The sequence below is a fragment of the Streptomyces sp. ISL-43 genome (assembly GCF_018614195.1).
Taxonomy (GTDB): Bacteria; Actinomycetota; Actinomycetes; order Streptomycetales; family Streptomycetaceae; genus Streptomyces.
On the sequence record NZ_JAGGOT010000012.1, the window covers coordinates 17,943 to 42,626 of the forward strand.

At 71.4% G+C, this 24,684-nt stretch carries 24 protein-coding genes; 16 read left to right on the plus strand and 8 right to left on the minus strand.

The genetic code is table 11. The annotated features are described in order from the left end of the window. Positions 1-5: 5 nt before the first annotated feature. Both J7F03_RS07290 and J7F03_RS07295 read right to left on the minus strand, forming a co-directional pair. Positions 6-500, minus strand: a complete 495-nt coding sequence (locus tag J7F03_RS07290) for a DUF3515 domain-containing protein (protein WP_214947834.1) — start codon at positions 498-500, stop codon at positions 6-8. A gap of 23 nt (positions 501-523) precedes the next feature. Beyond that, the gene (locus J7F03_RS07295; protein ID WP_214947835.1) at positions 524-757 is read right to left on the minus strand and encodes an Lrp/AsnC ligand binding domain-containing protein; all 234 of its coding nucleotides are present in this window, start codon (positions 755-757) and stop codon (positions 524-526) included. A gap of 245 nt (positions 758-1,002) precedes the next feature. Here J7F03_RS07295 and J7F03_RS07300 point away from each other — a divergent pair, with 245 nt between their 5' ends. Both J7F03_RS07300 and thiD read left to right on the plus strand, forming a co-directional pair. Next, complete coding sequence (locus tag J7F03_RS07300) at positions 1,003-1,986, plus strand: thiamine-phosphate kinase (protein ID WP_214947836.1); 984 nt, start codon at positions 1,003-1,005, stop codon at positions 1,984-1,986. Continuing rightward, on the plus strand, positions 1,983-2,801 hold the full coding sequence (gene thiD / locus J7F03_RS07305) for a bifunctional hydroxymethylpyrimidine kinase/phosphomethylpyrimidine kinase (RefSeq protein ID WP_214947837.1): 819 nt from the start codon (positions 1,983-1,985) through the stop codon (positions 2,799-2,801). The genes J7F03_RS07300 and thiD overlap by 4 nt, the downstream gene beginning before the upstream one ends. 143 nt (positions 2,802-2,944) lie before the next feature. Here thiD and rpmB read toward each other — a convergent pair whose 3' ends face one another. After that, entirely contained in the window at positions 2,945-3,130 is a 186-nt protein-coding gene (gene rpmB, locus J7F03_RS07310; protein WP_073911113.1) for a 50S ribosomal protein L28, read from the minus strand. Between the two features lie 243 nt (positions 3,131-3,373). Here rpmB and J7F03_RS07315 point away from each other — a divergent pair, with 243 nt between their 5' ends. From J7F03_RS07315 to mutM, 9 genes are all read left to right on the plus strand, one after another. Further along, on the plus strand, positions 3,374-5,026 hold the full coding sequence (locus J7F03_RS07315) for a DAK2 domain-containing protein (RefSeq protein ID WP_214947838.1): 1,653 nt from the start codon (positions 3,374-3,376) through the stop codon (positions 5,024-5,026). A 16-nt stretch (positions 5,027-5,042) separates the two neighbouring features. Next, positions 5,043-7,268 (plus strand): ATP-dependent DNA helicase RecG, encoded by a 2,226-nt coding sequence (gene recG / locus J7F03_RS07320; RefSeq protein WP_214947839.1) that lies wholly within the window; start codon positions 5,043-5,045, stop codon positions 7,266-7,268. Positions 7,269-7,330: 62 nt separating this feature from the next. After that, the gene (gene rsmD / locus J7F03_RS07325) at positions 7,331-7,909 is read left to right on the plus strand and encodes a 16S rRNA (guanine(966)-N(2))-methyltransferase RsmD (RefSeq protein ID WP_214947840.1); all 579 of its coding nucleotides are present in this window, start codon (positions 7,331-7,333) and stop codon (positions 7,907-7,909) included. A gap of 29 nt (positions 7,910-7,938) precedes the next feature. Further along, complete coding sequence (coaD, locus tag J7F03_RS07330) at positions 7,939-8,418, plus strand: pantetheine-phosphate adenylyltransferase (protein WP_214947953.1); 480 nt, start codon at positions 7,939-7,941, stop codon at positions 8,416-8,418. A gap of 95 nt (positions 8,419-8,513) precedes the next feature. Further along, the gene (locus J7F03_RS07335; protein ID WP_214947841.1) at positions 8,514-9,563 is read left to right on the plus strand and encodes a DivIVA domain-containing protein; all 1,050 of its coding nucleotides are present in this window, start codon (positions 8,514-8,516) and stop codon (positions 9,561-9,563) included. 134 nt (positions 9,564-9,697) lie between these two features. Next, on the plus strand, positions 9,698-10,363 hold the full coding sequence (locus J7F03_RS07340; RefSeq protein ID WP_214947842.1) for a DUF177 domain-containing protein: 666 nt from the start codon (positions 9,698-9,700) through the stop codon (positions 10,361-10,363). 2 nt (positions 10,364-10,365) lie between these two features. Beyond that, positions 10,366-10,539, plus strand: coding sequence for a 50S ribosomal protein L32 (rpmF, locus tag J7F03_RS07345; protein ID WP_003965982.1), 174 nt, complete (start codon positions 10,366-10,368; stop codon positions 10,537-10,539). Between the two features lie 19 nt (positions 10,540-10,558). Beyond that, a complete protein-coding gene (gene rnc, locus J7F03_RS07350; protein WP_214947843.1) occupies positions 10,559-11,338 on the plus strand; it encodes a ribonuclease III in 780 nt (259 codons plus the stop codon). A 125-nt stretch (positions 11,339-11,463) separates the two neighbouring features. After that, positions 11,464-12,333, plus strand: coding sequence for a bifunctional DNA-formamidopyrimidine glycosylase/DNA-(apurinic or apyrimidinic site) lyase (mutM, locus tag J7F03_RS07355; protein ID WP_214947844.1), 870 nt, complete (start codon positions 11,464-11,466; stop codon positions 12,331-12,333). On the opposite strand, the gene J7F03_RS07360 is transcribed toward mutM, so the two are convergent. After that, positions 12,306-12,719 carry a helix-turn-helix domain-containing protein gene (locus tag J7F03_RS07360; protein ID WP_214947845.1) on the minus strand — a complete coding sequence of 138 codons (414 nt, stop codon included), beginning with the start codon at positions 12,717-12,719 and terminating at the stop codon, positions 12,306-12,308. The genes mutM and J7F03_RS07360 overlap by 28 nt on opposite strands. A gap of 132 nt (positions 12,720-12,851) precedes the next feature. Here J7F03_RS07360 and J7F03_RS07365 point away from each other — a divergent pair, with 132 nt between their 5' ends. After that, positions 12,852-13,457: a flavodoxin family protein gene (locus J7F03_RS07365; RefSeq protein ID WP_214947846.1), complete on the plus strand. Its 606-nt coding sequence runs from the start codon at positions 12,852-12,854 to the stop codon at positions 13,455-13,457. A 70-nt stretch (positions 13,458-13,527) separates the two neighbouring features. Here J7F03_RS07365 and J7F03_RS07370 read toward each other — a convergent pair whose 3' ends face one another. After that, a complete protein-coding gene (locus J7F03_RS07370) occupies positions 13,528-14,463 on the minus strand; it encodes an aldo/keto reductase (protein ID WP_214947847.1) in 936 nt (311 codons plus the stop codon). 111 nt (positions 14,464-14,574) lie between these two features. Then, positions 14,575-15,444, minus strand: coding sequence for a CAP domain-containing protein (locus J7F03_RS07375; protein WP_214947848.1), 870 nt, complete (start codon positions 15,442-15,444; stop codon positions 14,575-14,577). 134 nt (positions 15,445-15,578) lie between these two features. On the opposite strand from J7F03_RS07375, the gene J7F03_RS07380 reads away from it, so the two are divergent. The 4 genes from J7F03_RS07380 to J7F03_RS07395 all read left to right on the plus strand — a co-directional run bounded on the left by J7F03_RS07380 (position 15,579) and on the right by J7F03_RS07395 (position 22,010). Then, positions 15,579-15,860 carry an acylphosphatase gene (locus J7F03_RS07380; protein WP_112452854.1) on the plus strand — a complete coding sequence of 94 codons (282 nt, stop codon included), beginning with the start codon at positions 15,579-15,581 and terminating at the stop codon, positions 15,858-15,860. A 357-nt stretch (positions 15,861-16,217) separates the two neighbouring features. Continuing rightward, on the plus strand, positions 16,218-16,433 hold the full coding sequence (locus J7F03_RS07385; protein WP_214947849.1) for a hypothetical protein: 216 nt from the start codon (positions 16,218-16,220) through the stop codon (positions 16,431-16,433). Positions 16,434-16,619: 186 nt separating this feature from the next. Then, positions 16,620-20,348, plus strand: a complete 3,729-nt coding sequence (locus tag J7F03_RS07390) for an AAA family ATPase (RefSeq protein ID WP_214947850.1) — start codon at positions 16,620-16,622, stop codon at positions 20,346-20,348. A 225-nt stretch (positions 20,349-20,573) separates the two neighbouring features. Next, positions 20,574-22,010 carry a sugar porter family MFS transporter gene (locus tag J7F03_RS07395; protein ID WP_214947851.1) on the plus strand — a complete coding sequence of 479 codons (1,437 nt, stop codon included), beginning with the start codon at positions 20,574-20,576 and terminating at the stop codon, positions 22,008-22,010. A gap of 54 nt (positions 22,011-22,064) precedes the next feature. Here J7F03_RS07395 and J7F03_RS07400 read toward each other — a convergent pair whose 3' ends face one another. Further along, on the minus strand, positions 22,065-23,051 hold the full coding sequence (locus J7F03_RS07400; RefSeq protein ID WP_214947852.1) for an LLM class flavin-dependent oxidoreductase: 987 nt from the start codon (positions 23,049-23,051) through the stop codon (positions 22,065-22,067). 63 nt (positions 23,052-23,114) lie between these two features. Beyond that, the gene (locus J7F03_RS07405) at positions 23,115-24,584 is read right to left on the minus strand and encodes a cytosine permease (protein WP_214947853.1); all 1,470 of its coding nucleotides are present in this window, start codon (positions 24,582-24,584) and stop codon (positions 23,115-23,117) included. Between the last annotated feature and the right edge of the window lie 100 nt (positions 24,585-24,684).

Consider the following 24,684-nt stretch of genomic DNA (forward strand, 5'->3'; position numbering starts at 1 on the left):
GGGCCTCAGTACGAGGAGATGCCCTTCGGAACGGTCTTGGCGATCGCGGCGGACAGGCCCACCAGCATGCCTGCATCCGTGGCATGCTCCTTGTCGACCCGGACCTCCGTGTACGCCAGCCGCGTCCCGGTGGTGAACCGGAAGCCGCCGTCGTCCAGCTTCTCCAGGAGCCAGCCGACACCGTTCACGTCGATGCCGTCCTGCGCCTCGTCCGCCATCTTCTCGGGTCTGGCGATACCGCACCGCAGTACGATCGCCGAGCCGCCCCACGCGGCGGTCAGATCGGACGCCGGAACCGCCGGGGTCCGGTCCAGGCCGGACACCGTCGCGGGGAGCTCCTTGTGCAGCGCCGCACACAAGTCCGCGACCTTGGCGGGCGGAGCGGACGGCGGATTCACACGGGCTTCGGAACCACCCGGCGAACAGCCCGCGAGGGCCGCCGGAGCGGCCAGCGCGGTCAGTGCGGCGAGCAGAGAGAAGGGCCGGCGGTGTCGTGACATCACCGGCCAAGAGTAGACGGGGGCTACAGATGGACCACCGGGCAGGTCAAGGTGCGGGTGATCCCCTCCACCTGCTGGACCTTGGCCACGACCATGCGGCCGAGTTCGTCCACGGTGTCGGCCTGGGCGCGCACGATCACGTCGTACGGGCCCGTCACGTCCTCGGCCTGGATCACCCCCGCGATCTGCGCGATGGACTCGGCGACGAACGACGCCTTGCCCACCTCGGTCTGGATGAGGATGTACGCCTGTACCACGGAACCTCCAGGGCGGCCACGAGGATCATTTCCCCTACCCTTCGGGTGGGCCCGGGGATCACGGGTGGGCCCGGGGAAGAAGGGACGCCACGGTACCGCGTCGCCGAGCGCCGCGGGGAGACCCGCGGGTCCGGCTCCACGCACAGCGGGGCGTACGAAGAGCAGAAGTTGACGTATCTGTTGACGGTACCCAGAGCTGTGACGGCTCGCGACCGCAAGCGGACTGGGCAAGAAGGGGCACAGCGATGAAGGGCACTGTGGGCGAGCTGGGGGAGTTCGGGCTCATTCGAGAGCTCACCTCACGGCTCACCACCACCCCGGCGGTCCGGCTCGGACCGGGCGATGACGCCGCGGTCGTGTCGGCCCCCGACCGGCGGGTCGTGGCGAGCACGGACATCCTGCTGGAGGGCCGGCACTTCCGCCGCGACTGGTCCACCGCCTACGACGTCGGCCGCAAGGCCGCCGCGCAGAACCTCGCGGACATCGCCGCCATGGGCGCGGTGCCGACCGCGCTGCTGCTCGGCCTCGTCGTCCCGGCCGAGCTGCCGGTCACCTGGCCCACCGAGCTGATGGACGGCATCCGCGACGAGTGCCAGGTCGCCGGCGCGGCGGTGGTCGGCGGGGACGTGGTCCGCGGCGACACCATCACCGTCGCCATCACCGCCCTCGGCGACCTGCGCAACCGCGAGCCCGTGCTGCGCTCCGGCGCCCAGCCCGGCGACGTCGTGGCGGTCACCGGCTGGCTCGGCTGGTCCGCGGCCGGCTTCGCGGTGCTCTCGCGCGGCTTCCGCTCGCCGCGGGCCTTCGTGGAGGCCCACCGGCGCCCCGAGCCGCCCTACCACGCGGGCCCCGCGGCCGCCGGGCTCGGCGCCACCGCCATGACCGACGTCAGCGACGGCCTGATCGCCGACCTCGGGCACATCGCCGAGGCCAGCAAGGTACGGATCGACCTGCGCTCGGCGGCCGTCGACATCCCGACGCAGATGCACGACATCGGGCAGGCCGTCGGAGTGGACCCGCTCCAGTGGGTCCTCACCGGGGGAGAGGACCACGCCATCGTGGCCACCTTCCCGCCCGACGTGAAGCTCCCCGCCCGCTGGAAGGTGATCGGGGAGGTGCAGAACCGCTCCGCGCTGCCCCAGGTGACCGTGGACGGCGCCCCCTGGACCAGCACCGGCGGCTGGGACCACTTCGGCGGCGACCAGGCCGCCGAGGAGTCCCCGCGTTGACCGGGGCCCCCCCAGGCCGCCCGCACCCGCCGCTGTGCCTGACCGTCGCCGGATCCGACTCCGGCGGCGGCGCGGGCATCCAGGCCGACCTCAAGACGATGCTCGCGCTCGGGGTCCACGGGATGAGCGTGGTGACCGCTGTGACCGCGCAGAACTCGCTGGGCGTCAAAGGCGTCTGGGAACTGCCCGCCGAGGCCGTCAGGGGCCAGTACAGGGCCGTGGTGGACGACATCGGCGTCCAGGCCGTGAAGACGGGCATGCTGTCCAGCGCCGAACTCGTGGAAACCGTCGCCGAGCTGCTGGCCGGGACCCGTGCCCCGGCCGTCGTGGACCCGGTCGGAGTCTCCAAGCACGGGGACGCGCTGCTCGCCGCCACGGCGCTGGACGCCGTACGCGGGGAACTGCTGCCCCGGGCCACCGTGGCGACCCCGAACCTCGACGAGGTGACCCAGCTCACCGGCGTCGTCGTGGAGGGCGAGGACGACATGCGCCGGGCCGCCGACGCCGTCCTCGCGTACGGGCCCGCGTGGGTGCTGATCAAGGGCGGCCACCTCGCCGCGCACGGGGGCGAGGCCGTGGACCTGCTGACGGACGGGACCGCCGAGCACTGGCTGCGCGCCCCCCGCCACGGCAACCGGCACACGCACGGCACCGGCTGCACCCTGGCCAGCGCGATCACGGCGGGCCTGGCGAAGGGCCTGGAGGTCCCGGAAGCGGTCACGGCGGCCAAGGAGTACGTCACGGGCGCCATCGCGGCCGGTTTCGCGCTGGGCGCGGGCATCGGACCGGTCGACCACGCGTGGCGTTGGCGCTGAAACGCCTGTAGGGCCTGCTTCACCGCGTGAGTTCACGAGGTGAGGCAGGCCCCACAGGTTCGATCAGGCAAAGCAAGAGGCCGGCCCACCAGGTGGACCGGCCTTCTCAGCAACCGGAAAGGGCTGCGCTACGACGGGAGGCGTCAGCGCGAGACCTTGCCGGCCTTGATGCACGAGGTGCAGGCGTTGAGGCGCTTCGGCGTCCCATTGACCACGGCACGGACGCGCTGGATGTTCGGGTTCCAGCGACGCGAGGTGCGGCGGTGCGAGTGGGAAATGCTGTTGCCGAAGCTCGGCCCCTTGGCGCAAACGTCGCAGTTGGCAGCCACAGGTCACTCCAAAGACTTCAGATGCACTTACAGTGAATTCCGGCGCACCGGAATCAGGGAGTCTGAAGTGGTTTGCCGGAGGAATGGCCCGACTCTCATCGGGCAACCGGAGCAGCATACAACGCCTGCCTCGGTCCAAGAAAACTACCATGGCCGCCGCCACCCCCGCCCCGGGGTCCCGCCTCCCCGGCAGTCCTTCGTTACCCTGCGGTGAACCCTGGCCCGCACAAGGAGGAACGCCCGGTGGCGCACGAGCCTCAGCCGTACCCCCTCGACGCCCTCGACGCCGAAGCGGTGCGCACCTGGAGCTCGCTGGCCCTGGCCGCACTGGGCCGGGCCCGCGAGGACATCGACGCGATCAACGTCTACCCCGTCGCGGACGCGGACACCGGAACCAACCTCTACCTGACCGCCGAATCGGCCGACCGGGAGCTCGGGGAAGCCTTCGCCGGAGTGACGGACGGCACAGCGGAAGCCTCCCTGCCCCGGGCCGTACGGGCCTTCGCGCACGGCGCCCTCATAGGCGCCCGGGGCAACTCCGGGACGATCCTCGCGCAGCTGCTGCGCGGAGTCGCCGACGTACTCGGTGACGAGCCCGCCGGTCGCGGGCCGGCGAGCCTGCTCGCGCAGGCGCTGGACCGGGCCGCCGAGGAGGCGTACCAGGCCGTCGCGCACCCGGTGGAGGGCACGATGCTCACCGTCGCCGCCGCCGCCGCGCAGGCCGCCGTCATCGCCGAGGCTGACGCCGGGACCGCCGCCGACGTGGCCCGGGCCGCCTACGACGGGGCCCGCGCGGCCCTGGAGCGGACCCCCGGGCAGCTGGCCGTACTGGGCCGGGCCGGGGTGGTGGACGCCGGGGGCTGCGGACTGGTCGCGGTCCTCGGAGCCCTGTGGCAGGCGCTGTCCGGGCAGGTGCCCGCCCCCGAGCCGGTGCGCGGCCGGGCCGTGTCCGTACCGCGGCCGCCCGAGCCCTGCGCGCAGGAGGGCGGCGGGCCCGGGTACGAGGTGGTGTACCTGCTGGAGGCCTCCGAGGCGGCGGTCGGGGGGCTGCGCACGCGGCTCGACCGACTCGGCGACTCCCTGGTGGTGGTCGGCGGCGACGAACTGTGGAACGTCCACGTGCACGTCGACGACCCCGGCGCGGCCGTGGAGGCCGGCGTGGTCGCCGGGCGGCCGTACCGGATCCGCATCACGCACTTCGGCGACGAGCGGCGGCGGGCCCGCGGCGAGCGCGTCCAACGGGCCGTCGTCGCCGTGGTCCAGGGCGAGGGACTGGCCCGCCTGTGCGAGGAGGCGGGCGCCACCACCGTGCTCGCCCGGCCCGACGGACCGCCGGCCGTCGCCGAACTGGCCGCCGCCGTCCGCCGGGCGCACGCACGCGAGGTGGTGCTGCTGCCGAACGACACCGAACTGCGGGCGGTGGCGGCCGCCGCCGCCGAGCAGGCCCGCGCCGACGGCGTACGGGTCGCCGTGATCCCCACCCGCTCCGAGGTCCAGGGCCTGGCCGCGCTCGCCGTGCATGACGCCGACGGCACCTTCGACGAGGACGTGGTCGCCATGACCGCGGCCGCCGGAGCCACCCGCTACGGCGAACTCGCCGTCGCCGAACGGCAGTCCTTCACCTCGGCCGGCATCTGCCAGGCCGGCGACGTGCTCGGGCTCATCGACGGCGACGTGGCCGTCATCGGCCAGGGCCTGCCCGAGACCGCCGAAGCCGTCCTGGCCCGGATGCTCGGATCCGGCGGCGAACTCGTCACGCTGGTCCTGGGACCCGAGGTCCCGGACGCGCTGGCCGAGCGGCTGGAGGCGTACGTCCAGCACGGGCACCTGGCCGTCGACACCGTGACCTACCGGGGCGGGCGCTGGTCGGCGCCGCTGCTCATCGGGGTGGAATAGCCGGGTTGTCGGCGCCATGGTGTGCAATGAACACGTGCCCGCGCTCGACGAAGACCTCAAGAAGACCCTCGGCCCCGCCACCGCCAAGGTGCTGGCCGAGCAGCTCGGCCTGCACACGGCCCTGGACCTGCTCCACCACTACCCCCGGCGGTACGCGGAGCGCGGCGAGCTGACCTCCCTGGCCGAACTCGCCGACCAGATCGACGAGCACGTCACGGTCGTCGCGCAGGTCGCCGACGCGCGGCTGATGACCTACCAGGGCAGCCGCGGCGGCGGCAAACGCCTCGAAGTCACCATCACCGACGGCAGCGGGCGGCTCCAGCTCGTCTTCTTCGGGTCGGGCGTCCACAAACCGCACAAGGACCTGCTGCCCGGCAGCCGGGCGATGTTCGCCGGCAAGGTCTCGAAGTTCAACCACAAGCTCCAGCTCGCCCACCCCGCCTACGAGCCGCTGGGCGCGGAGGCCGGCGAGTCCGACGCGGCGGCCGCCTTCGCGAACCAGCTGATCCCCATCTACCCGGCCTGCGCGAAGCTGGAGTCCTGGAAGATCGCCAAGTGCGTGGACGCGGTGCTGCCCAGGGCCCAGGAGGTCGTGGACCCGCTGCCCGGCGCTCTGCGCGAGGGCCGCGGGCTGGTCCCGCTCACCGACGCCCTGCTGAAGATCCACCGCCCTGCGACCAAGGCCGACATCGAGGACGCCCGCGGGCGCCTGAAGTGGGACGAGGCCTTCGTCCTCCAGGTCGCCCTGGCCCGCCGCCGCCGCGCCGACTCCCAGCTCCCGGCCGTCCCGCGCCGCCCCGCGCCCGGCGGCCTCCTCGACTCCTTCGACGTGAAGCTCCCCTTCACCCTCACCGAAGGCCAGCAGGCCGTCTCGAAGGAGATCTTCGACGACCTCGCCACCGAGCACCCCATGCACCGCCTTCTCCAGGGCGAGGTCGGAAGCGGCAAGACGCTGGTCGCCCTGCGCGCGATGCTCGCCGTCGTGGACTGCGGCGGGCAGGCCGCGATGCTCGCGCCCACCGAGGTGCTCGCTCAGCAGCACCACCGGTCCATCACCGAGATGATGGGCGAGCTCGCCGAGGGCGGGATGCTGGGCGGCTCCGACCGGGGCACCAAGGTCGTGCTGCTCACCGGCTCCATGGGGATGCCCGCGCGCCGTCAGGCGCTGCTCGACCTGATCACCGGCGAGGCCGGGATCGTGATCGGCACCCACGCGCTGATCGAGGACAAGGTGCAGTTCCACGACCTCGGCCTGGTCGTCGTCGACGAACAGCACCGCTTCGGCGTGGAACAGCGCGACGCCCTGCGCTCCAAGGGCAAGCAGCCGCCGCACCTGCTCGTCATGACCGCCACCCCGATCCCGCGCACGGTCGCCATGACCGTCTTCGGTGATCTGGAGACCTCCGTCCTGGACCAGTTGCCGGCCGGCCGCTCCCCGATCGCCACCCACGTGGTGCCCGCCAAGGACAAGCCGCACTTCCTGGCCCGGGCCTGGGAGCGGGTCCGCGAGGAAGTCGAGAACGGCCACCAGGCGTACGTGGTCTGCCCGCGCATCGGCGACGGGGAGGACGATGCGAAGAACGGCAAGAACGCCAAGAAGAAGGCGGCCGAGGAGGACGGCGACAAGCGGCCCCCGCTCGCGGTGCTGGAGATCGCCGAGCAGCTCACCCGCGGCCCCCTCGCCGGGCTGTCCGTCGAGGTGCTGCACGGGCGGATGGACCCCGCCGACAAGGACGACGTCATGCGCCGCTTCACCGCCGGCGAGGTCAAGGTGCTGGTCGCCACCACCGTCATCGAGGTCGGGGTGAACGTCCCGAACTCCACCGTCATGGTGATCATGGACGCGGACCGCTTCGGCGTCTCCCAGCTCCACCAGCTGCGCGGCCGCGTCGGCCGCGGCTCCGCCCCCGGACTGTGCCTGCTGGTCAGCGAGATGCACGAGGCCAGCCCCGCCCGCGCCCGACTCGCCGCCGTCGCCGCCACCCTGGACGGCTTCGAGCTCTCCCGCATCGACCTGGAGCAGCGCCGTGAGGGCGACGTCCTCGGCCAGGCCCAGTCCGGAGTCCGCTCCTCGCTGCGCATGCTCGCGGTCATCGAGGACGAGGAGGTCATCACGCAAGCCCGCGAGGAGGCCACCCGCGTGGTCGCCGCCGACCCCGAGCTCGCGCGGCTGCCGGGCCTGCGGACGGCCCTGGAGGCGCTGCTGGACACCGAGCGCGAGCAGTACCTGGAGAAGGGATGAGCGGTACGACCTATCGTTGAGGGCCTGCACCACCTCCCCGCTCGCCTCACGAAGGACCCCAGATGACCCGCGTGATCGCCGGAAGCGCCGGCGGGCGACGCCTCGCCGTACCGCCCGGCACCGGCACCCGCCCGACCTCGGACCGGATGCGCGAAGGCCTGTTCTCCACCTGGGAGTCGCTGCACGGAGTCGAGGGGGCCCGCGTGCTCGACCTCTACGCGGGCTCCGGCGCCGTCGGCCTGGAGGCGCTCTCCCGCGGCGCCGGCCACGCGCTGCTGGTCGAGCCCGACGCCAAGGCGGCCAAGGCCATCCGGGACAACATCAAGGCCATCGGCCTGCCCGGCGCCGAATTCCGGGCCGGCAGGGCCGAGCAGATCGCGGCGCTCCCCCTGCACGGGGAGCCGTACGACGTGGTCTTCCTGGACCCGCCGTACGACGTCGAGCACGACGATCTTCGCGAGATCCTGCTCACACTCCGGTCCAATGGCTGGCTCACCGGCGATGCGCTCGTCACCGTGGAGCGCAGGACGAGGAGCGGCGCCTTCCCGTGGCCCGAGGGCTTCGAGCCGCTCCGGTCCCGGAAGTACGGCGAAGGCACCCTTTGGTACGGTCGCGCCGCCTTCACCGGCGAAGAGTCATGAAGCCCGCACCCGGGAGCGAGGGAATCCAGTTGCGCCGCGCCGTCTGTCCGGGGTCGTTCGACCCCATCACCAACGGTCACCTCGACATCATCGGCAGGGCCTCCAGGCTCTACGACGTGGTCCACGTGGCCGTGATGATCAACCAGTCCAAGCAGGGGCTGTTCACCGTCGACGAGCGGATCGAGCTGATCCGCGAGGCGACCGCCGACTACGGCAACATCGAGGTCGAGTCCTTCCACGGACTCCTCGTCGACTTCTGCAAGCAGCGGGACATCCCGGCCATCGTCAAGGGCCTGCGGGCCGTCAGCGACTTCGACTACGAGCTGCAGATGGCCCAGATGAACATGGGGCTGTCGGGCGTCGAGACGCTCTTCGTCCCGACCAACCCCACCTACAGCTTCCTGTCCTCCTCGCTGGTCAAGGAAGTGGCCGCCTGGGGCGGCGACGTCGCCCACCTGCTGCCCGCGCACGTGCACGCGGCGCTGATGGAGCGCCTGGCCGACCGCTGAGAGGGCATCGGCCGTTGCCGGGTCCCGGCCCGGTGGCCTTAAAGTCGTCCCGTCCGTCTCGGGAACCGCCCGAGGCCGAGAGAGTGCGAGCCCCCATGGACGTGCAGAAGAAGCTCGACGAGATCGTCGCGGCCGTCGGCAGTGCCCGCTCCATGCCCATGTCGGCCTCGTGCGTGATCAACCGCGCCGAGCTGCTCGCCCAGCTCGAAGAGGTGCGCGGGGCCCTGCCGGGCTCGCTCGCGCAGGCTCAGGAGCTCATCGGCGGCCGGGAGCAGATGGTCGAGGAGGCCCGCCGCGAGGCGGAGCGGATCATCGAGTCGGCGCACGCCCAGCGCGGTTCGCTGATCTCCGACACCGAGGTCGCGCGCCGCTCCCAGGACGAGGCGGACCGGATCCTGGGCGAGGCCCGCCGGGAGGCCGAGGAGATCCGGGCCGAGGCCGACGACTACGTCGACAGCAAGCTCGCGAACTTCGAGGTCGTGCTCACCAAGACCATCGGCTCCGTGGACCGCGGCCGCGAGAAGCTGTTGGGCCGCGGACCCGGGCTCGACGAGCAGGGCTATCCCGACGCGGAGGCGCCCGAGCGCAGCCACGACCCGCAGACGCAGCGCGAGCAGGCGGACGCGTACGTGGACACCAAGCTGGCGACCTTCGAGGCGGTGCTCTCCAAGACCCTGGAGGCCGTCGGGCGGGGCCGGCAGAAGCTCCTCGGCCAGGTGGCCACCGACGACCTCGGCGCGCACATGGCCGCCCAGGACGCGGCCGGGATCCAGCAGTCGCGCTCGGCGAGCGACGCGGACTTCCTGGCGGGCCTGGCCGAGCCGCAGGCGCCGCTGATCCCCGCGCAGTCACAGGCGCGGGTCCACGCCCAGCCGCAGCAGGAGCCGGTGTACGACACGTACTCCTACCAGCAGCCCGTCCAGCAGGACGCCTACGGCTATCAGGACCCCTACGGGAACTACCAGCAGGTCCAGCAGCCGGACCCCTACGCGGTCTCCTACGAGCAGCAGCCCGACCCGTACGGGGGCTACCAGCAGCCGCAGCAGGGCACGCAGGAGCAGCAGGCGGCGCTGGACGAGACCAGCTTCTTCGACACGAGCATGATCAACTTGGAGCAGCTGCGCCAGTACGAGCAGGGCCGCTGAGCGCTCCTCGGGGCCTGGATTGGGCTCAGGGCGAAGCGGCGGGTATCCTGGCTCTTCGGTCGCGCGTATGCACCGCGATCCATGCTGCCCTTGAGTGGCGGAATTCTTGATCTTCAGCAGTCTCCAGTGATTTTGTGAAAGCAGGAACGGCCCTGAATACCCGCCTCGACCACCACAACCCCCTCGTGTTCGACACGCACGAGCTGGGTCGGCGTCCTGGTGCCATGCTGCGGCTGTCCCGTGAGATCGCGGCACCGGCGGACCTCGGTCTCGCCGGCGTCATCGGAGTGCCGGAAGGCAACCGGCTGAACATCAAGCTCCGCCTCGAGTCGGTCATGGAAGGGGTGCTTGTCACAGGCACCGTCCGTGGAATGGCCGCAGGGGAGTGCGTAAGGTGTCTGGAGGCCGTCGAGAGCGAGCTCAAGGCGGACTTCCAGGAGATGTTCTCGTACCCTGACGCCGACGACCGGATCCGCTCGAAGGCGGAGCCGGCCGACGACGCCGAGGACGACGAGGACACGCTCTTTCTCGAGGACGGCTTGTTCGACCTCGAACCCGTGCTGCGCGACGTGGTGGTGCTCGCACTGCCGCTGCAGCCGGTGTGCCGGGAGGACTGTCTCGGACTGTGCCCCGATTGCGGGCTCAGCCTGAACGACGACCCGGACCACCACCATGACGCCGTCGACATCCGTTGGGCGGCATTGCAAGGACTCGTCACCGATCAGGGCGTCGAGAAGGACAACATGAGCGGCACTGCGTCTGACGGAGTTCAGAGCGCCGCCGAGAAGCAGGAGAAGTAGCCGTGGCTGTTCCGAAGCGGAAGATGTCGCGCAGCAACACGCGCCACCGCCGGTCGCAGTGGAAGGCTGCGGTCCCCACCTTGGTTTCGTGTGAGCGTTGCCAGGAGCCGAAGCTCCAGCACATTGCGTGCCCGAGCTGCGGCACCTACAACAAGCGCCAGGTCCTCGAGGTCTGAGCGGCTGGTGAGAGGCGCAATGTCTGAGCTGTCCAACGCTGAGAAGCAGGCAGACAGTAAGAACGCGGCCTCGTCCCACACGCTTCTGGAAGGGCGGCTCGGGTATCACCTCGAGTCCGCCCTTCTGGTGCGTGCGCTGACCCACCGTTCGTACGCGTACGAGAACGGCGGTCTGCCCACCAACGAGCGGCTGGAGTTCCTCGGGGACTCAGTGCTGGGCCTGGTGGTCACGGACACGCTGTATACGACCCACCCCGATCTGCCGGAAGGCCAACTGGCCAAACTGCGGGCCGCGGTAGTCAACTCGCGTGCACTTGCGGAGGTCAGCCGCGGCCTCCAACTCGGCTCCTTCATCCGGCTCGGCCGGGGCGAAGAGGGCACGGGCGGCCGGGACAAGGCGTCCATCCTCGCCGACACCCTTGAAGCGGTGATCGGCGCGGTCTACCTCGACCAGGGCCTCGACGCGGCCTCGGAGCTGGTTCACCGGCTCTTCGACCCGCTCATCGAGAAGTCCTCGAACCTCGGTGCCGGCCTGGACTGGAAGACCAGTCTCCAGGAGCTCACGGCAGCCGAAGGTCTTGGTGTGCCGGAATACCTGGTCACCGAGACCGGTCCGGACCACGAGAAGACCTTCACCGCTGCCGCTCGCGTCGGTGGTGTCTCGTACGGCACCGGCACCGGCCGCAGCAAGAAGGAAGCTGAACAGCAGGCGGCGGAGTCCGCGTGGCGCGGTATCCGTACCGCGGCGGACGAGCGGATCGCGGCGCAGACGCCCGTCGACCCGGCGCCCGGAGCCTGACGCTTTCTTCCGGATTTCACCCGCCCGCCCTCGCACCGCGAGGGCGGGCGGACCCGTTTCCGGACGCCGCCGGGAAGGCCGGTACGCTCGCCGTGAGAGCCACCGCACCCTTCCGGAGGAAACCCGTGCCCGAGCTGCCCGAAGTCGAAGTGGTGCGGCGCGGCCTGGAGCGCTGGGTGGCCGGGCGGACCGTCGAGGCCGTCGAGGTGCTGCATCCGCGTGCGGTACGCCGCCACGCGGGCGGTGGCGCCGACTTCGCGGCGCGGCTCGCGGGGGAGACCTTCGCGGTGCCCCGGCGCCGCGGGAAGTACCTGTGGCTGCCGCTGGCGGAGCGGGACCTGTCCGTGCTCGGCCACCTCGGGATGAGCGGGCAGCTGCTCGTGCAGCCCGCGGACGCGCCGGACGAGAAGCACCTGCGCGTCAGGGTGCGGTTCCAGGACGACGCCGGGACCGAGCTGCGCTTCGTGGACCAGCGGACCTTCGGCGGGCTGTCGCTGCACGAGTGCGTCGCCGACAGCGCGGACGGGCTGCCCGACGTCATCGCGCACATCGCGCGGGACCCGCTGGACGCGCTCTTCGACGAGGAGGCCTACCACCGGGCGCTGCGCGCCAAGCGCACCACGGTGAAGCGGGCGCTGCTCGACCAGTCGCTGATCAGCGGGGTCGGCAACATCTACGCGGACGAGGCGCTGTGGCGCGCCAGATTGCACTACGAGCGCCCGACGGCCACCCTCACGCGCCCCGTGAGCACCGAGCTCCTCGGCCATGTCCGGGACGTCATGAACGCGGCCCTCGCCGTCGGCGGCACCAGCTTCGACAGCCTCTACGTGAACGTCAACGGCGAGTCCGGCTACTTCGACCGGTCCCTCGACGCCTACGGGCGCGAGGACGAGCCCTGCCGCCGCTGCGGCACCCCGATACGGCGCCGGCCGTGGATGAACCGGTCGAGCTACTTCTGCCCGCGCTGTCAGCGCCGGCCGCGCGAAGCGTCGTAGACGGCCCTGGACGAGAGCACCGCCGGCATCCTGCCTTCGAGCAGCTCGATGAGCGTGATCAGGCGTTCCGCGATCTCGGCGCCCAGGGGGGTCAGCTCGTAGTCGACCCGGGGCGGGTTGGTCGGCTGGGCCTCGCGCAGGACGAGGCCGTCGCGTTCGAGTGCCTGCAAGGTCTGGGACAGCATCTTCTCGCTGATGCCGTCCACGCGGCGGCGCAGCTCGTTGAAGCGGCACGGGCTTTCACGCAGGGCGCCCAAGGTGAGGCTGCCCCAGCGACCGGTGACGTGCTCCAGCGTCTCGCGGGACGGACAGTCGCGAGCGAACACGTCGAATGATTGATCGGCGGCGCCGTCGTCCTCGGCTTCGCCGCAGGCTGCAGTCTGCATGGTTTCAGCCTACTCCTACGCAGCGCCAGCCATTCTGCTTGCGCTTTCCAAAAGTTAGTGGTTGGCTCCTTCTCGTCACATCACGCCGTACAACACCGTGACCCACCACGGTGTTCTTCGAGGGAGCCCGCCTTGTCCGGTCTTACGTACACCCCTGTTGTCTCGATCGCCTACCACTCCGGCTACGGCCACACCACCGTCATCGCCGAGGCCGTCCGTGCGGGCGCCGTCGACGCCGGTGCGACGGTTCACCTGATCAAGGTCGACGAGATCGACGACGCGCAGTGGGAGCTTCTGACCGCGTCCGACGCGATCGTCTTCGGCGCCCCCACCTACATGGGCACCGCCTCGGGCGCCTTCCACGTCTTCGCCGAGGCCACCTCCAAGATCTGGTTCACGGCCGGCTGGCAGGACAAGGTCGCCGCGGGCTTCACCAACTCCGGTTCCAAGTCCGGCGACAAGGGCAACACCCTCGACTTCTTCCAGACGCTGGCCTCGCAGCACGGCATGAGCTGGGTCAACCTGGGTCTGAAGCCGGGCTGGAACTCCAGCACCGCTTCCGAGAACGACCTCAACCGCCTCGGCTTCTTCGACGGCGCCGCCGCCCAGTCCAACAGCGACCAGGGTGCCGAGGGCGTCCACAAGGCCGACATCGCGACCGCCGAGCACCTCGGCCGCCGCGTCACCGAGCAGACCCGCGTCCTCCTCGCCGGCCGCGCCGCCCTGGCCTCCGCCTGAGGCACTGCCTGAAGGCAGACAGGGACACGGCCGTGCGCGGCAGGAAGGCGCGCGGCCGTGTCCCGCGTTCTCACGCCGGTCCGTGGTGGGCCGACTCCAGCAGGGCCAGATCGGCCTGCGACAGCCGGATCGCCGCCGCCGCCACATTGGAGGCGAGGTGGACCGGGTCGCCGGTGCCGGGGATGGCCAGGACGTGCGGCCCGCGGTGCAGGGTCCACGCCAGCCGGATCTGCGCCGCGCTCGCCCCGTGCGCCCGGGCGACGGCCCGTACCTCCTGCATCTCGTCCGCGTCCGCTCCGTCCGCTCCGCCCGCTCCGCCCGCCCCCGCCTGCCGGCCCGGGCCGGCGATCGAGTAGAACGGGACGAAGGCGATGCCCTGCTCCCCGCAGGTGCGGACGAACTCGTCCTGATCGGGGCGCATGCCGATCCCGTACGGGTTCTGCACGCACACGACGGGCGCGATGGCCCGGGCCTCGGCGAGGTGTCCGGGTGTCACGTTGGAAATGCCCAGGTGGCGGATGAGCCCGGCCTCGCGCAGTTCGGCCAGCGCGCCGAACCGCTCGGCGATCGAAGCGGTCCCGACCACGCGCAGGTTGACCACGTCGAGGTGGTCGCGGCCGAGCTGGCGCAGATTCTCCTCGACCTGGCCGCGCAGCAGACCGGGGGTCGCGTGGGGCAGCCACGCCCCCGACGGGTCGCGGCCCGGCCCGACCTTCGTCGTGATGACGAGGTCCTTCGGGTACGGGGCCAGGGCGCGGCTGATCAGCTCGTTGGCCGAGCGCAGCGGCGAGAAGTAGAACGCGGCGGTGTCGATGTGGTTGACGCCGAGCTCGACGGCGCGGCGCAGCACCTCGACCGCCTGGCCGCGCCCGCGCGAAGCGGCGCCGGCCGTGAGCGCTTCACCGGTCTGAGGCAGGCGCATCGCGCCGAAGCCCATCCGGTTGATCTCCAGGTCGCCCAGTTTCCAGGTGCCCGACGCCTTCGTGGTGATCGTGTCCGAGGTCATGGAGGCATGATCCGCGCGCCACGGGGGAGAGCGCCATTGATTCAGTCGTGACCGAATCCTCGATGGGCACCTGTGGCGACGGAAGCGGGCCCGCGAGGGTCCGCAAGACCTCTAGAAGCCGAAGTCCTGGGTCCACCACGGGCCGCCGGAGGCGTTGTACACGCCGACGCCCAAGGTGCGGAACTCGCAGTTGAGGATGTTCGCCTTGTGGCCCGGGCTGTCCATCCAGGCCTTCATGACCGCCTGCGCGTCACCCTGGCCGCGCGCGATGTTCTCGCCGCCCATGCCCGAGAGGCCGGCCTTGGTGGCCCGGTCCCACGGCGTGTTGCCGTCGGGGTCCGTGTGGTCGAAGAAGCCCCGGACGGCCATGTCCTTGCTGAAGGCTCCGGCCAGCGCCGCCAGCGGCGGGTTCGCCCGGACCGGACCGCACCCGGCCTGCGCGCGCTCCTGGTTGACCAGGGTGAGTACGGCGGCCTCCTCGGCGGAGTGCCCGGTGGCGACCGTCGGGGCCGCGGGGGTGGCGGGCTTCGGGGCGGCCGGCTTCGGAGCGGCCGGCTTCGGGGCGGCCGGCTTCGGCGGGGTGGGGGTGGGGCTCGACTGCGGGGTCTTCGAGGGCTCCGCCGAGGGCGTCGGGGAAGGCGAGGCCGACGGGGAGGGCGAGGCGGAGGGGGACGCCGAAGGGGAGGCCGAGCCGGAGCCCGGGCCGGCGGAGGCGCGGCCGGAGAGGTTGGCGAGGCCGCCCTGCTGCTCCAGCGAGCGGCCGGGGCTCGGCGAGGCCTGGGCCTTGGCCTCGGTCTTCGTACCGGAGCCCGCACCCTCGACCCCTACGTAGGGGAAGGAGGAGCCGACCGGGACGACGCCCGTGGTGACGGCCGCGGTGCCGAGGACCACGGCCACGCAGGCGCCGAGGAGGCTGCCGCGCACGACGGTGCGGCGCTTCGCGCCGCCGCGGGGTGCGGCTTGGAGTCGGTGGCGTCCCATCTCGGCTTGCCTTCCTCGCAGTTCAAGATCAACCTTTACTCACCCAAATGGGTGAGCTCATTGGTGCGCGACTGTACGCCATGGCGCCAGGGGGCGACGTGACCCGAAAACGCTTGCCCGGTTAGCGTTCCGGCATGAATGAAGATGTCCGGATGACCGCCTGGGTGCGCGGCCGTGTACAGGGAGTGGGCTTCCGCTGGTTCACCAGGGCCAATGCTCTGGAGATCGGCGGACTGGCCGGCTTCGCGCTCAACCTCGACGACGGCCGAGTACAGGTGGTGGCCGAAGGTCAACGTGAGAATTGCCACCGGCTCCTGCAGTGGCTGCACGGAACCGACACGCCCGGGCGGGTGGACGGGGTGACAGAGATCTGGGGAACACCGCGCGGTGGCTACGACGGGTTCGCGATCCGGTGACCGATCGACTGATCATGCACTGAACAGATCTCCGGATGGTCCGCAGGCGGTCGGATCTGCGCATTCACCGCCGAGGCGTTGCCGACCGGCGCGATCCGTGGAAGGCTCGGAGACGAGGATGATCTCCACGCCCCTTGCGGGGCCCGGGCTGCCCGCCGATACGGGGCGTGATCGTGTTGACCGTCAAACTTTTTGGTGAGACGCTGGAAGCCCCGCGCACCTGAGCTGTTTGGCAGTGGTGGCAGTAGCCATAGAACGCGCGCAGTGACTGACTGTCGCTGCCGGACATCCGCGGGTGCGATTCCCTCACGACCCACACCGCTTCGGTCGGTCACTCAGTGTGGAGGACCATCCATCATGGCAAAGGCGCTTCTCGGTTACGTCGGCGGTTCCGACCCGCGACTCCTCGCCGAGATGCGACGGCTTCAGCAGCGCGTCCAGGACCTCGAGTCCGAGCTCGGACGAATCCAGTCCGAGAACGACGCACTGAACGCGGCCGCCGCACAGCACGGAGACTCGTTGCTTGACGGCATCGACCTCGACGTACCCCAGGCGGAGCCTGCGCTCACCTGATCCGCGCTCCCTCGTCGCTCGATAACCCCAGCATGATCTGCAAGGGACGCTTCGGCGTCCCTTCTTTCTTTCCCGCACGTGGGCGCCGGGCGGCGTTGCGCCAGGTGGGGGGCCGGTTCCTTTAACGTCTGATGTGCCCTGCACCTTCATGGGTGAAACCGAACGTGAAAGGTAGAGTCCGGCGGCGTGCACCTCAAGTCCCTGACCCTGCGCGGCTTCAAATCCTTCGCCTCCGCCACCACCCTGCGCTTCGAGCCGGGTATCACCTGTGTCGTGGGCCCCAACGGCTCCGGCAAGTCCAATGTGGTGGACGCGCTCTCCTGGGTCATGGGTGAACAAGGGGCCAAATCCCTGCGCGGCGGGAAGATGGAAGACGTCATCTTCGCCGGCACGACCGGCCGCCCCCCGCTCGGGCGCGCCGAGGTCTCGCTGACCATCGACAACTCCGACGGCGCGCTGCCCATCGACTACGCCGAAGTCACCATCACGCGGATCATGTTCCGCGGCGGCAGCAGCGAGTACCAGATCAACGGGGACACCTGCCGCCTCCTCGACATCCAGGAACTGCTCTCCGACTCCGGCATCGGCCGGGAGATGCACGTCATCGTCGGACAGGGCCAGCTGGACTCCGTACTGCACGCCGATCCGATGGGCCGCCGCGCCTTCATCGAGGAAGCGGCCGGGGTGTTGAAGCACCGCAAACGCAAAGAGAAGGCACTGCGCAAACTCGACGCGATGCAGGCCAATCTCGCGCGCGTGCAGGACCTGGGCGACGAACTGCGCCGCCAGCTCAAGCCGCTCGGGCGGCAGGCGGCGGTGGCCCGGCGGGCCGCCGTGATCCAGGCCGATCTGCGCGACGCGCGACTGCGGCTGCTCGCCGACGACCTCGTGACGCTCAAGGGCGCGCTCGACGCGGAGATCGCGGACGAGGCAGCCCTGAAGGAGCGCAAGGAGGCCGCCGAGGCGCAGCTCGCGGCGGCGGCGGGGCGGGAAGCGGAGCTGGAGGAAGCCGTACGGGAACTCGCGCCGCGGCTCCAGCGCGCGCAGCAGACCTGGTTCGAGCTGTCGCAGCTGGCCGAGCGGGTACGGGGGACCGCGTCCCTGGCGGACGCACGGGTCACGTCGGCTTCGGCACCGGCCGAGGAGGAGCGGCGCGGCCGCGACCCGGAGGACATGGAGAAGGAGGCCGCGCGGATCCGCGAGCAGGAAGCGGAGCTGACGGCCGCGCTGGAGGCGGCTTCGCGGGCGCTGGAGGACACCGTCTCCCACCGGGCCGAGCTGGAACGGTCGCTGGCGGACGAGGAACGGCGGCTGCGGGACGCGGCCCGGGCCATCGCCGACCGGCGCGAAGGGCTGGCGCGGCTGACGGGCCGGCTGGGCGCGGCCCGCTCCCGGGCGGGCGCGGCACAGGCGGAGATCGACCGGCTGGTGGCGGCGCGGGACGAGGCGGAGGCCCGGGCGGTCGCGGCGCGCGAGGAGTACGAGGCGCTGGCGGAGGACGTCGGGGAGCCGGGGGCCTCGTCGGGGTCGGCGTCGGGTGCGGTGTCTTTGGACGAGGAGTACGAGGCCGCGCGGGCCGGGCTGAGGGAGGCGGAAGCCGGACTGGGCGCGGCCCGGGACGCCTTGGCGGCCGCGGAGCGCTCGCGGGCGGCGGTGTCGGCGCGCCGGGACGCGCTGTCGATGGGGCTGCGCCGCAAGGACGGCACGGCCGCGCTGCTCGCGGCGCGACTGGAGGGGCTGCTGGGCCCCGCCGCGGAACGGTTGTCGGTGACCCCGGGGTACGAGACCGCGGTGGCGGCGGCGCTCGGCGCGGCGGCGGACGCGGTGGCCGTCGCGTCGGGCTCGTCGGCGGCGCGGGCGATCCGCCATCTGCGTACCGCGGACGCCGGGCGGGCCACGTTCCTGATCACCCCGCCGGTGGGCTGCGCCGCTGTTCCGGGACAGGGCGGGGGCCCTGACGGGGCGGCGGGAGGTGCCGCGGGCCCGGGCCGGGCTCCGGCCTCGGACCAGGGCGTCGGCCGTGAGGCCCAGGTGCCCGGCCCGGGATCCGGATCGCCCGGCGGGGCCGGGCCGAGTGTGCCGGGCCCTGTCGCTCAGGTGTCGGACGGGGCCCGGGGGGCGGTCGCGACGGCTCTGCGTGCCGGGGGGCTCGTGCACGGGGATGCCGAGGTCGTGCGGGCCGCGGCCTGGGTGTTGCGGGACTTCGTGGTCGTCGACGGCCTCGACGACGCCGAGGCGCTGGTCGCCGCGCGGCCCGACCTGGTGGCCGTGACGGCCGACGGTGACGTGCTCGGGGCGCACCTCGCGCACGGCGGGTCCGCCGGGGTGCCCAGCCTGATCGAGGTGCAGGCCGCCGTCGACGAGGCCGCGGCGGAGCTGGCCCGGCTGGACGAGCAGTGCCTGCTGCTGGCTGCCGGGAAGGAGGCCGCGGACACCCGCCGGGCTCTGGCCGGCGCCCGCGTCGAGGAGCTCGGGGAGCTGCGCCGGGCCGCCGAACAGGCCCGGGCCGGGGTCGCGCAGCAGCTCGGGCGGCTCGCCGGGCAGGCGAAGGGGGCGCTGGGCGAGGCCGAGCGTGCCGCCGCGGCCGCGGCCAAGGCCCAGGACGCGCTGGAGCAGGCGCTGGCCGAGGTGGAGGAATGCGCGGAGCGGCTCGCGGTCGCCGAGGAAATGCCTGTGGAAGAGGAGCCGGACACCTCCCGCCGGGACCGGCTCGCGGCTGACGGTGCGAACGCGCGGCAGACCGAGATGGAGGCCCGGCTGCAGCTCAGGACCCACGAGGAGCGGGTCAAGGGCTTGGCGGGACGGGCCGACTCCCTCGATCGCGCGGCCCGTGCCGAGCGGGAGGCACGCGCCCGGGCGGAGCGCCGCCGCGCGCGGCTGCGGTACGAGGCCGAGGTGGCGGGGGCCGTCGCCGACGGAGCCCGGCAGCTGCTCGCGCACATCGAGGTGTCGCTGACCCGCGCGGCCGAGGAGCGCACGGCCGCCGAGTACGCGAAGGGCCTGCGCGAGCGCGAGCTCGGCGAGGCCCGCACCCGGGGCCGTGACCTCAAGGCCGAGCTCGACAAGCTCACGGACTCCGTGCACCGCGGCGAGGTGCTCGGCGCCGAGAAGCGCATGCGGATCGAGCAGGTGGAAGGCCGCGCGCTGGAGGAGTTCGGGATCGGTGGGGCAGAGCTCGTCGCCGAGTACGGGCCCGATCAGCCGGTGCCGCCGAGTCCGCCCGCGGACGGCGAGGCGCCGGACGGTGACGCCGAGCCGGGACCCTTCGTACGGGCTCGGCAGGAGAAGCGGCTGAAGGCGGCCGAACGCGCGTACGAGCAGCTCGGCAAGGTCAATCCGCTGGCGCTGGAGGAGTTCGCGGCGCTGGAGGAGCGGCACAAATTCCTGAGCGAACAGCTGGAAGATCTGCGCAAGACCCGGTCCGACCTCCTTCAGGTCGTGAAGGAGGTCGACGCACGGGTCGAGCAGGTGTTCACGGAGGCCTACCGGGACACGGCCCGGCAGTTCGAGGGGGTCTTCTCGCGGTTGTTCCCCGGCGGCGAGGGCCGGCTGGTCCTCACGGATCCCGACAACATGCTGACCACCGGCGTCGACGTCGAGGCCCGCCCGCCGGGCAAGAAGGTCAAGCGGCTGTCGCTGCTGTCGGGCGGCGAGCGCTCGCTGACCGCCGTGGCGCTGCTGGTCTCCATCTTCAAGGCCCGGCCCAGTCCGTTCTACGTGATGGACGAGGTCGAGGCGGCGCTCGACGACACCAACCTGCAGCGGCTGATCCGGATCATGGAGGAGCTCCAGGAGAGCTCGCAGCTGATCGTGATCACGCACCAGAAGCGGACGATGGAGGTCGCCGACGCGCTGTACGGCGTCTCGATGCAGGGCGACGGCGTCTCGAAGGTCATCAGCCAGCGCCTGCGATGACACGCGTCAGCCCCTCATCTGTTCAAGAAGTGAATCTCAAGTCCTCTCATCCCTGGATGTGATGCGTGGAAATCAGACTCCCTTGAACTCTTGACTTCAAGAAATGAACACATAGGCTCGCTCCCGCTGCCCTTCCTTCGGGTGGTGCCCGATCTTGACCTGTGCGCCACTGGAAGGAATCACCCCACCCGCCCGCCACCGCAGCCGGGCACGCAGGAGCAGACCTTGACCAGCAGCAGCACAGCGCGGGCCTCGGCGTCAGGCGGCGGCCGCGCGTCCCAGCCCGACCACCTCGAGCACGTCATCTTCATCACCGCGGCCGCCGCCATGGGCGGTTTCCTCTTCGGCTACGACAGCTCGGTCATCAACGGCGCCGTCGTCGCGATCCAGGACCGCTTCGACGTCGGCTCGGGCACCCTCGCCCAGGTGATCGCCGCCGCGCTGATCGGCTGCGCTCTCGGCGCCGCCACCGCCGGCCGCATCGCCGACCGGATCGGCCGCATCCGCTGCATGCAGATCGCCGCGGCCCTCTTCACGGCGAGCGCGGTCGGCTCGGCCCTGCCCTTCGCCCTCTGGGACCTCGCCCTCTGGCGGGTCATCGGCGGCTTCGGCATCGGCATGGCCTCCGTCATCGGCCCGGCCTACATCGCCGAAGTGTCCCCGCCCGCGTACCGCGGCCGGCTGGCCTCCTTCCAGCAGGCGGCGATCGTCATCGGCATCGCCATCTCCCAGCTGGTGAACTGGGGGATCCTGAACCTCGCGGGCGGCGAGCAGCGCGGCGAGATCGGCGGCCTGGAAGCCTGGCAGTGGATGCTCGGCGTCATGGTGGTCCCGGCCGTGCTCTACGGACTGATGTCCTTCGTCATCCCGGAGTCCCCGCGCTTCCTGATCTCCGTCGGCCGCAACGCCGAGGCCAAGAAGGTGCTCAGCGAGGTCGAGGGCGCGCACATCGACCTCGACGTGCGCGTCGGGGAAATCGAGCACGCCATGCGTTCCGAGCACAAGTCCACCTTCAAGGACCTGCTCGGCGGCAAGTTCGGCTTCCTGCCGATCGTCTGGATCGGCATCGGCCTGTCGGTCTTCCAGCAGCTCGTCGGCATCAACGTGATCTTCTACTACAGCTCTTCTCTGTGGCAGTCGGTCGGCATCGACCCGAGCGCCTCGTTCCTGTACTCCTTCGAGACCTCGGTCGTGAACATCATCGGCACGGTGATCGCGATGATCTTCGTGGACCGGATCGGCCGCAAGCCGCTCGCGCTGATCGGCTCCGTCGGCATGGCGATCTCGCTGGGTCTGGCCGCCTGGGCCTTCTCGTCCAAGTCCGGCACCGGGGACGACATCGCGCTGCCGCACGCGCAGGGCATCGTGGCCCTGGTCGCGGCCAACTGCTTCGTCCTCTTCTTCGCGCTGTCCTGGGGCGTGGTCGTCTGGGTGCTGCTCGGGGAGATGTTCCCCGGCCGCATCCGCGCCGCCGCCCTCGGGGTCGCCGCCGCCGCCCAGTGGGTCGCCAACTGGGTCATCACCGTGTCGTTCCCGACCTTGTCGGACTGGAACCTGTCCGGCGCCTACGTGATCTACACCGTCTTCGCCGTGCTCTCGATCCCCTTCATCCTCAAATGGGTGCCGGAGACCAAGGGCAAGGCGTTGGAGGAGATGGGCTGACCACCCCGCCACAGCCCCTCTCCTCTCGGAACGGGTACTGCCCCGCTCGGCGCTTCAGCCCTTGAGCCGGGGCAGTACCCGTTCGCACAGCAGCTGCAGGCTCCGCCAGCCCTCGTCGACGGGCATCCCGCCGCAGAGCGGGTGCAGCACCAGGTTCCCCGCCTCGCCGGCGCCGCGCGCGTACGCGACCGCCTCGTCCGGGGTGAGGATGCGGTACACGCCCTCCGCCCGGAGCTCCTCCACCGTGTGCGCGCCCGACCGTACGGCGCTGCGGATGTCTTTGGACTGCCAGGACGCGTACATCCCGGCCTCGTGGAGGAAGCGCTCGCCGTGCTCGGCCCACACCTGGTCCGGGTCCTCGGCGATGTGCAGCAGCGGGGTCTCGGCCGCCGGCATCATGCAGAAGCCCTCCGTGCCGTACTCCGCGAGCTTCGCGTTGTAGTACGCCTCCAGCTCGGGCAGGTGCGCGCTGGGGAAGAACGGCAGCCCCAGCCGGGCCGCGCGGCGGGCCGCCGCCTCGGAGCTGCCGCCGACCAGGAGCAGCGGGTGCGGCTGGGTGAACGGCCGCGGGGTGACCCGTACGGTACGGCCCCGGAACTCGAACGGCTCGCCGGTCCACGCCTTCAGCAGCGTCTCCAGCAGCTCGTCCTGGAGCTTGCCGCGCCGGCCCCACTCCACGCCGTGCTGCTCGTACTCCTCGGGCCGGTAGCCGATGCCGGCCACCGTGACGAGGCGGCCGCCGCTGAGCAGGTCGAGGACCGCGATGTCCTCGGCGACCTTCAGGGGGTCGTACAGCGGGCCGATGATCGCCGAGACGGTGACCGCGATCCGGCGGGTGGCGCCGAAGACCGCGCCCGCGAAGGCGAAGGGGGAGGGCAGCCAGTTGTTGTCGGTGCCGTGGTGCTCCTCGGTCTGGATGGTGTCGATCCCGCGGTCGTCCGCGTACTTCGCCATCTCCAGCGCGGCCCTGTAGCGGGCGGAGAGGGTTTCCGGGGTGCCGTTCGGATCGATGAGGTTGAACCGGGCCACGGTGATGGGCATGGAGAAGTCCCCCTTCGCCGGATGTGGGTGGGCGGGCGAAGGGGGACGTTAGCTGACGTGGCGTCAGTTGGACAGGGATCCGGCGGGGGCCGGCTCGACCTCGGCGACCTCGGCGACCTCCACCGCTTCCGCGGCCGCCCGCTCCGGGGCCGGCGTGCGCGGGAGGATCGCGTACAGGGCCGCCGAGGTGATGATGCCCGCCGCCCAGCCCAGGCCGTTCTCGCCGATCCACGTGGTGGCCAGCGGGCCGCTGAACCAGTCGACCTTCGTGAACAGCAGGCCCACCACCAGGGCGAGGCCCCAGGCGGTCATGGCCTGCCAGGCGAAGCCGCCCTTGTACCAGTAGGCACTGGTCCGCGTGGTGTCCAGGAGCGCGGCGCCGTCGTAGGACGGGCGGCGCAGCATGTCGACGCCGAAGACGCCGATCCACGCGGAGAAGGCCACGGCCAGCAGCGTCAGGAAGGAGATGAACGAGCCGAAGAAGCTGGTGGCGACCACCATCAGCAGGAAGCCGAAGACCAGGCTGATGACGGCGTTGACGCTGACCGCCGCCGCGCGCGGGACCTTGATGCCGAGGGTCTGCGCGGTGAAGCCGGCCGAGTACATGGACATCGAGTTGATGAGCAGCATGCCGATCAGCGCGATCAGCAGGTACGGGACGGCGATCCAGATCGGCAGCAGTTCGCCGATGAAGGAGACCGGGTCCTGGGCGGTGGCCAGGTCGGGGGTGGCGACCGCCATCACCGCGCCCATCAGCACCATCGGGATCACCACGACGGCCGCGCCGCCGATGGTCGCGCCGACCATGCCCCTGGCGGAGGCGGTGCGGGGCAGGTAGCGCGTGAAGTCGGGGCCGGACGGGACCCAGCTGATGCCGCCGGCCGCGATGGTGCCGATGCCCGCGATCGTCATCGCGGTGGAGCCGGCGGGCTTGGCGAAGACGGCCGACCAGTCGGTCTCGGCGATCAGGTAGCCCAGGACGAGCACGCTGAAGGCGCCGAAGAGGTACGTGGACCACTTGGAGCAGACGCGCAGCGCGTTGATGCCGAGCCCGGAGACGAGGAAGGTGCAGCCGACGAAGAAGAGGAGGGTCACGACGATCAGGGCGGTGTTCTTCTTCACGCCGAAGACCAGGTCGAGGACGGTCAGGACGGCGTAGGCGCCGCTGACCGCGTTGATGGTCTCCCAGCCCCAGCGTGCGACCCAGATCAGGGCGCCGGGGAAGAGGTTGCCGCGCTGGCCGAAGACGGCCCGGGAGAGGGCCATGCCGGGGGAGCCGCCGCGCTTGCCCGCGATGGATATGAGCCCGACGATCCCGTAGGAGACGACGGGCGCGGCGATCGCGACGACGAGCACCTGCCAGAAGTTCAGCTTGTTGAAGATGACCAGGCCGGCGCCCATGGTCAGCAGCAGCACGCTGATGTTGGCCGCGACCCAGGTCGGGACGAGCTCGCGGACCCGGCCGCGGCGCTCGGCGTCCGGGACGGGCTCCAGGCCGCGTGACTCGACGGCGACGGCGGTCTCGGCGGGCATAGGTGTACTCCGTGGGGGGAGGCGGGCGTGGGGAGCTGTTCATCATCGTAGATTTGCCGCAAAAAGTATAAACAGAGGCTTACGTCCTGGTGTGAAGCTC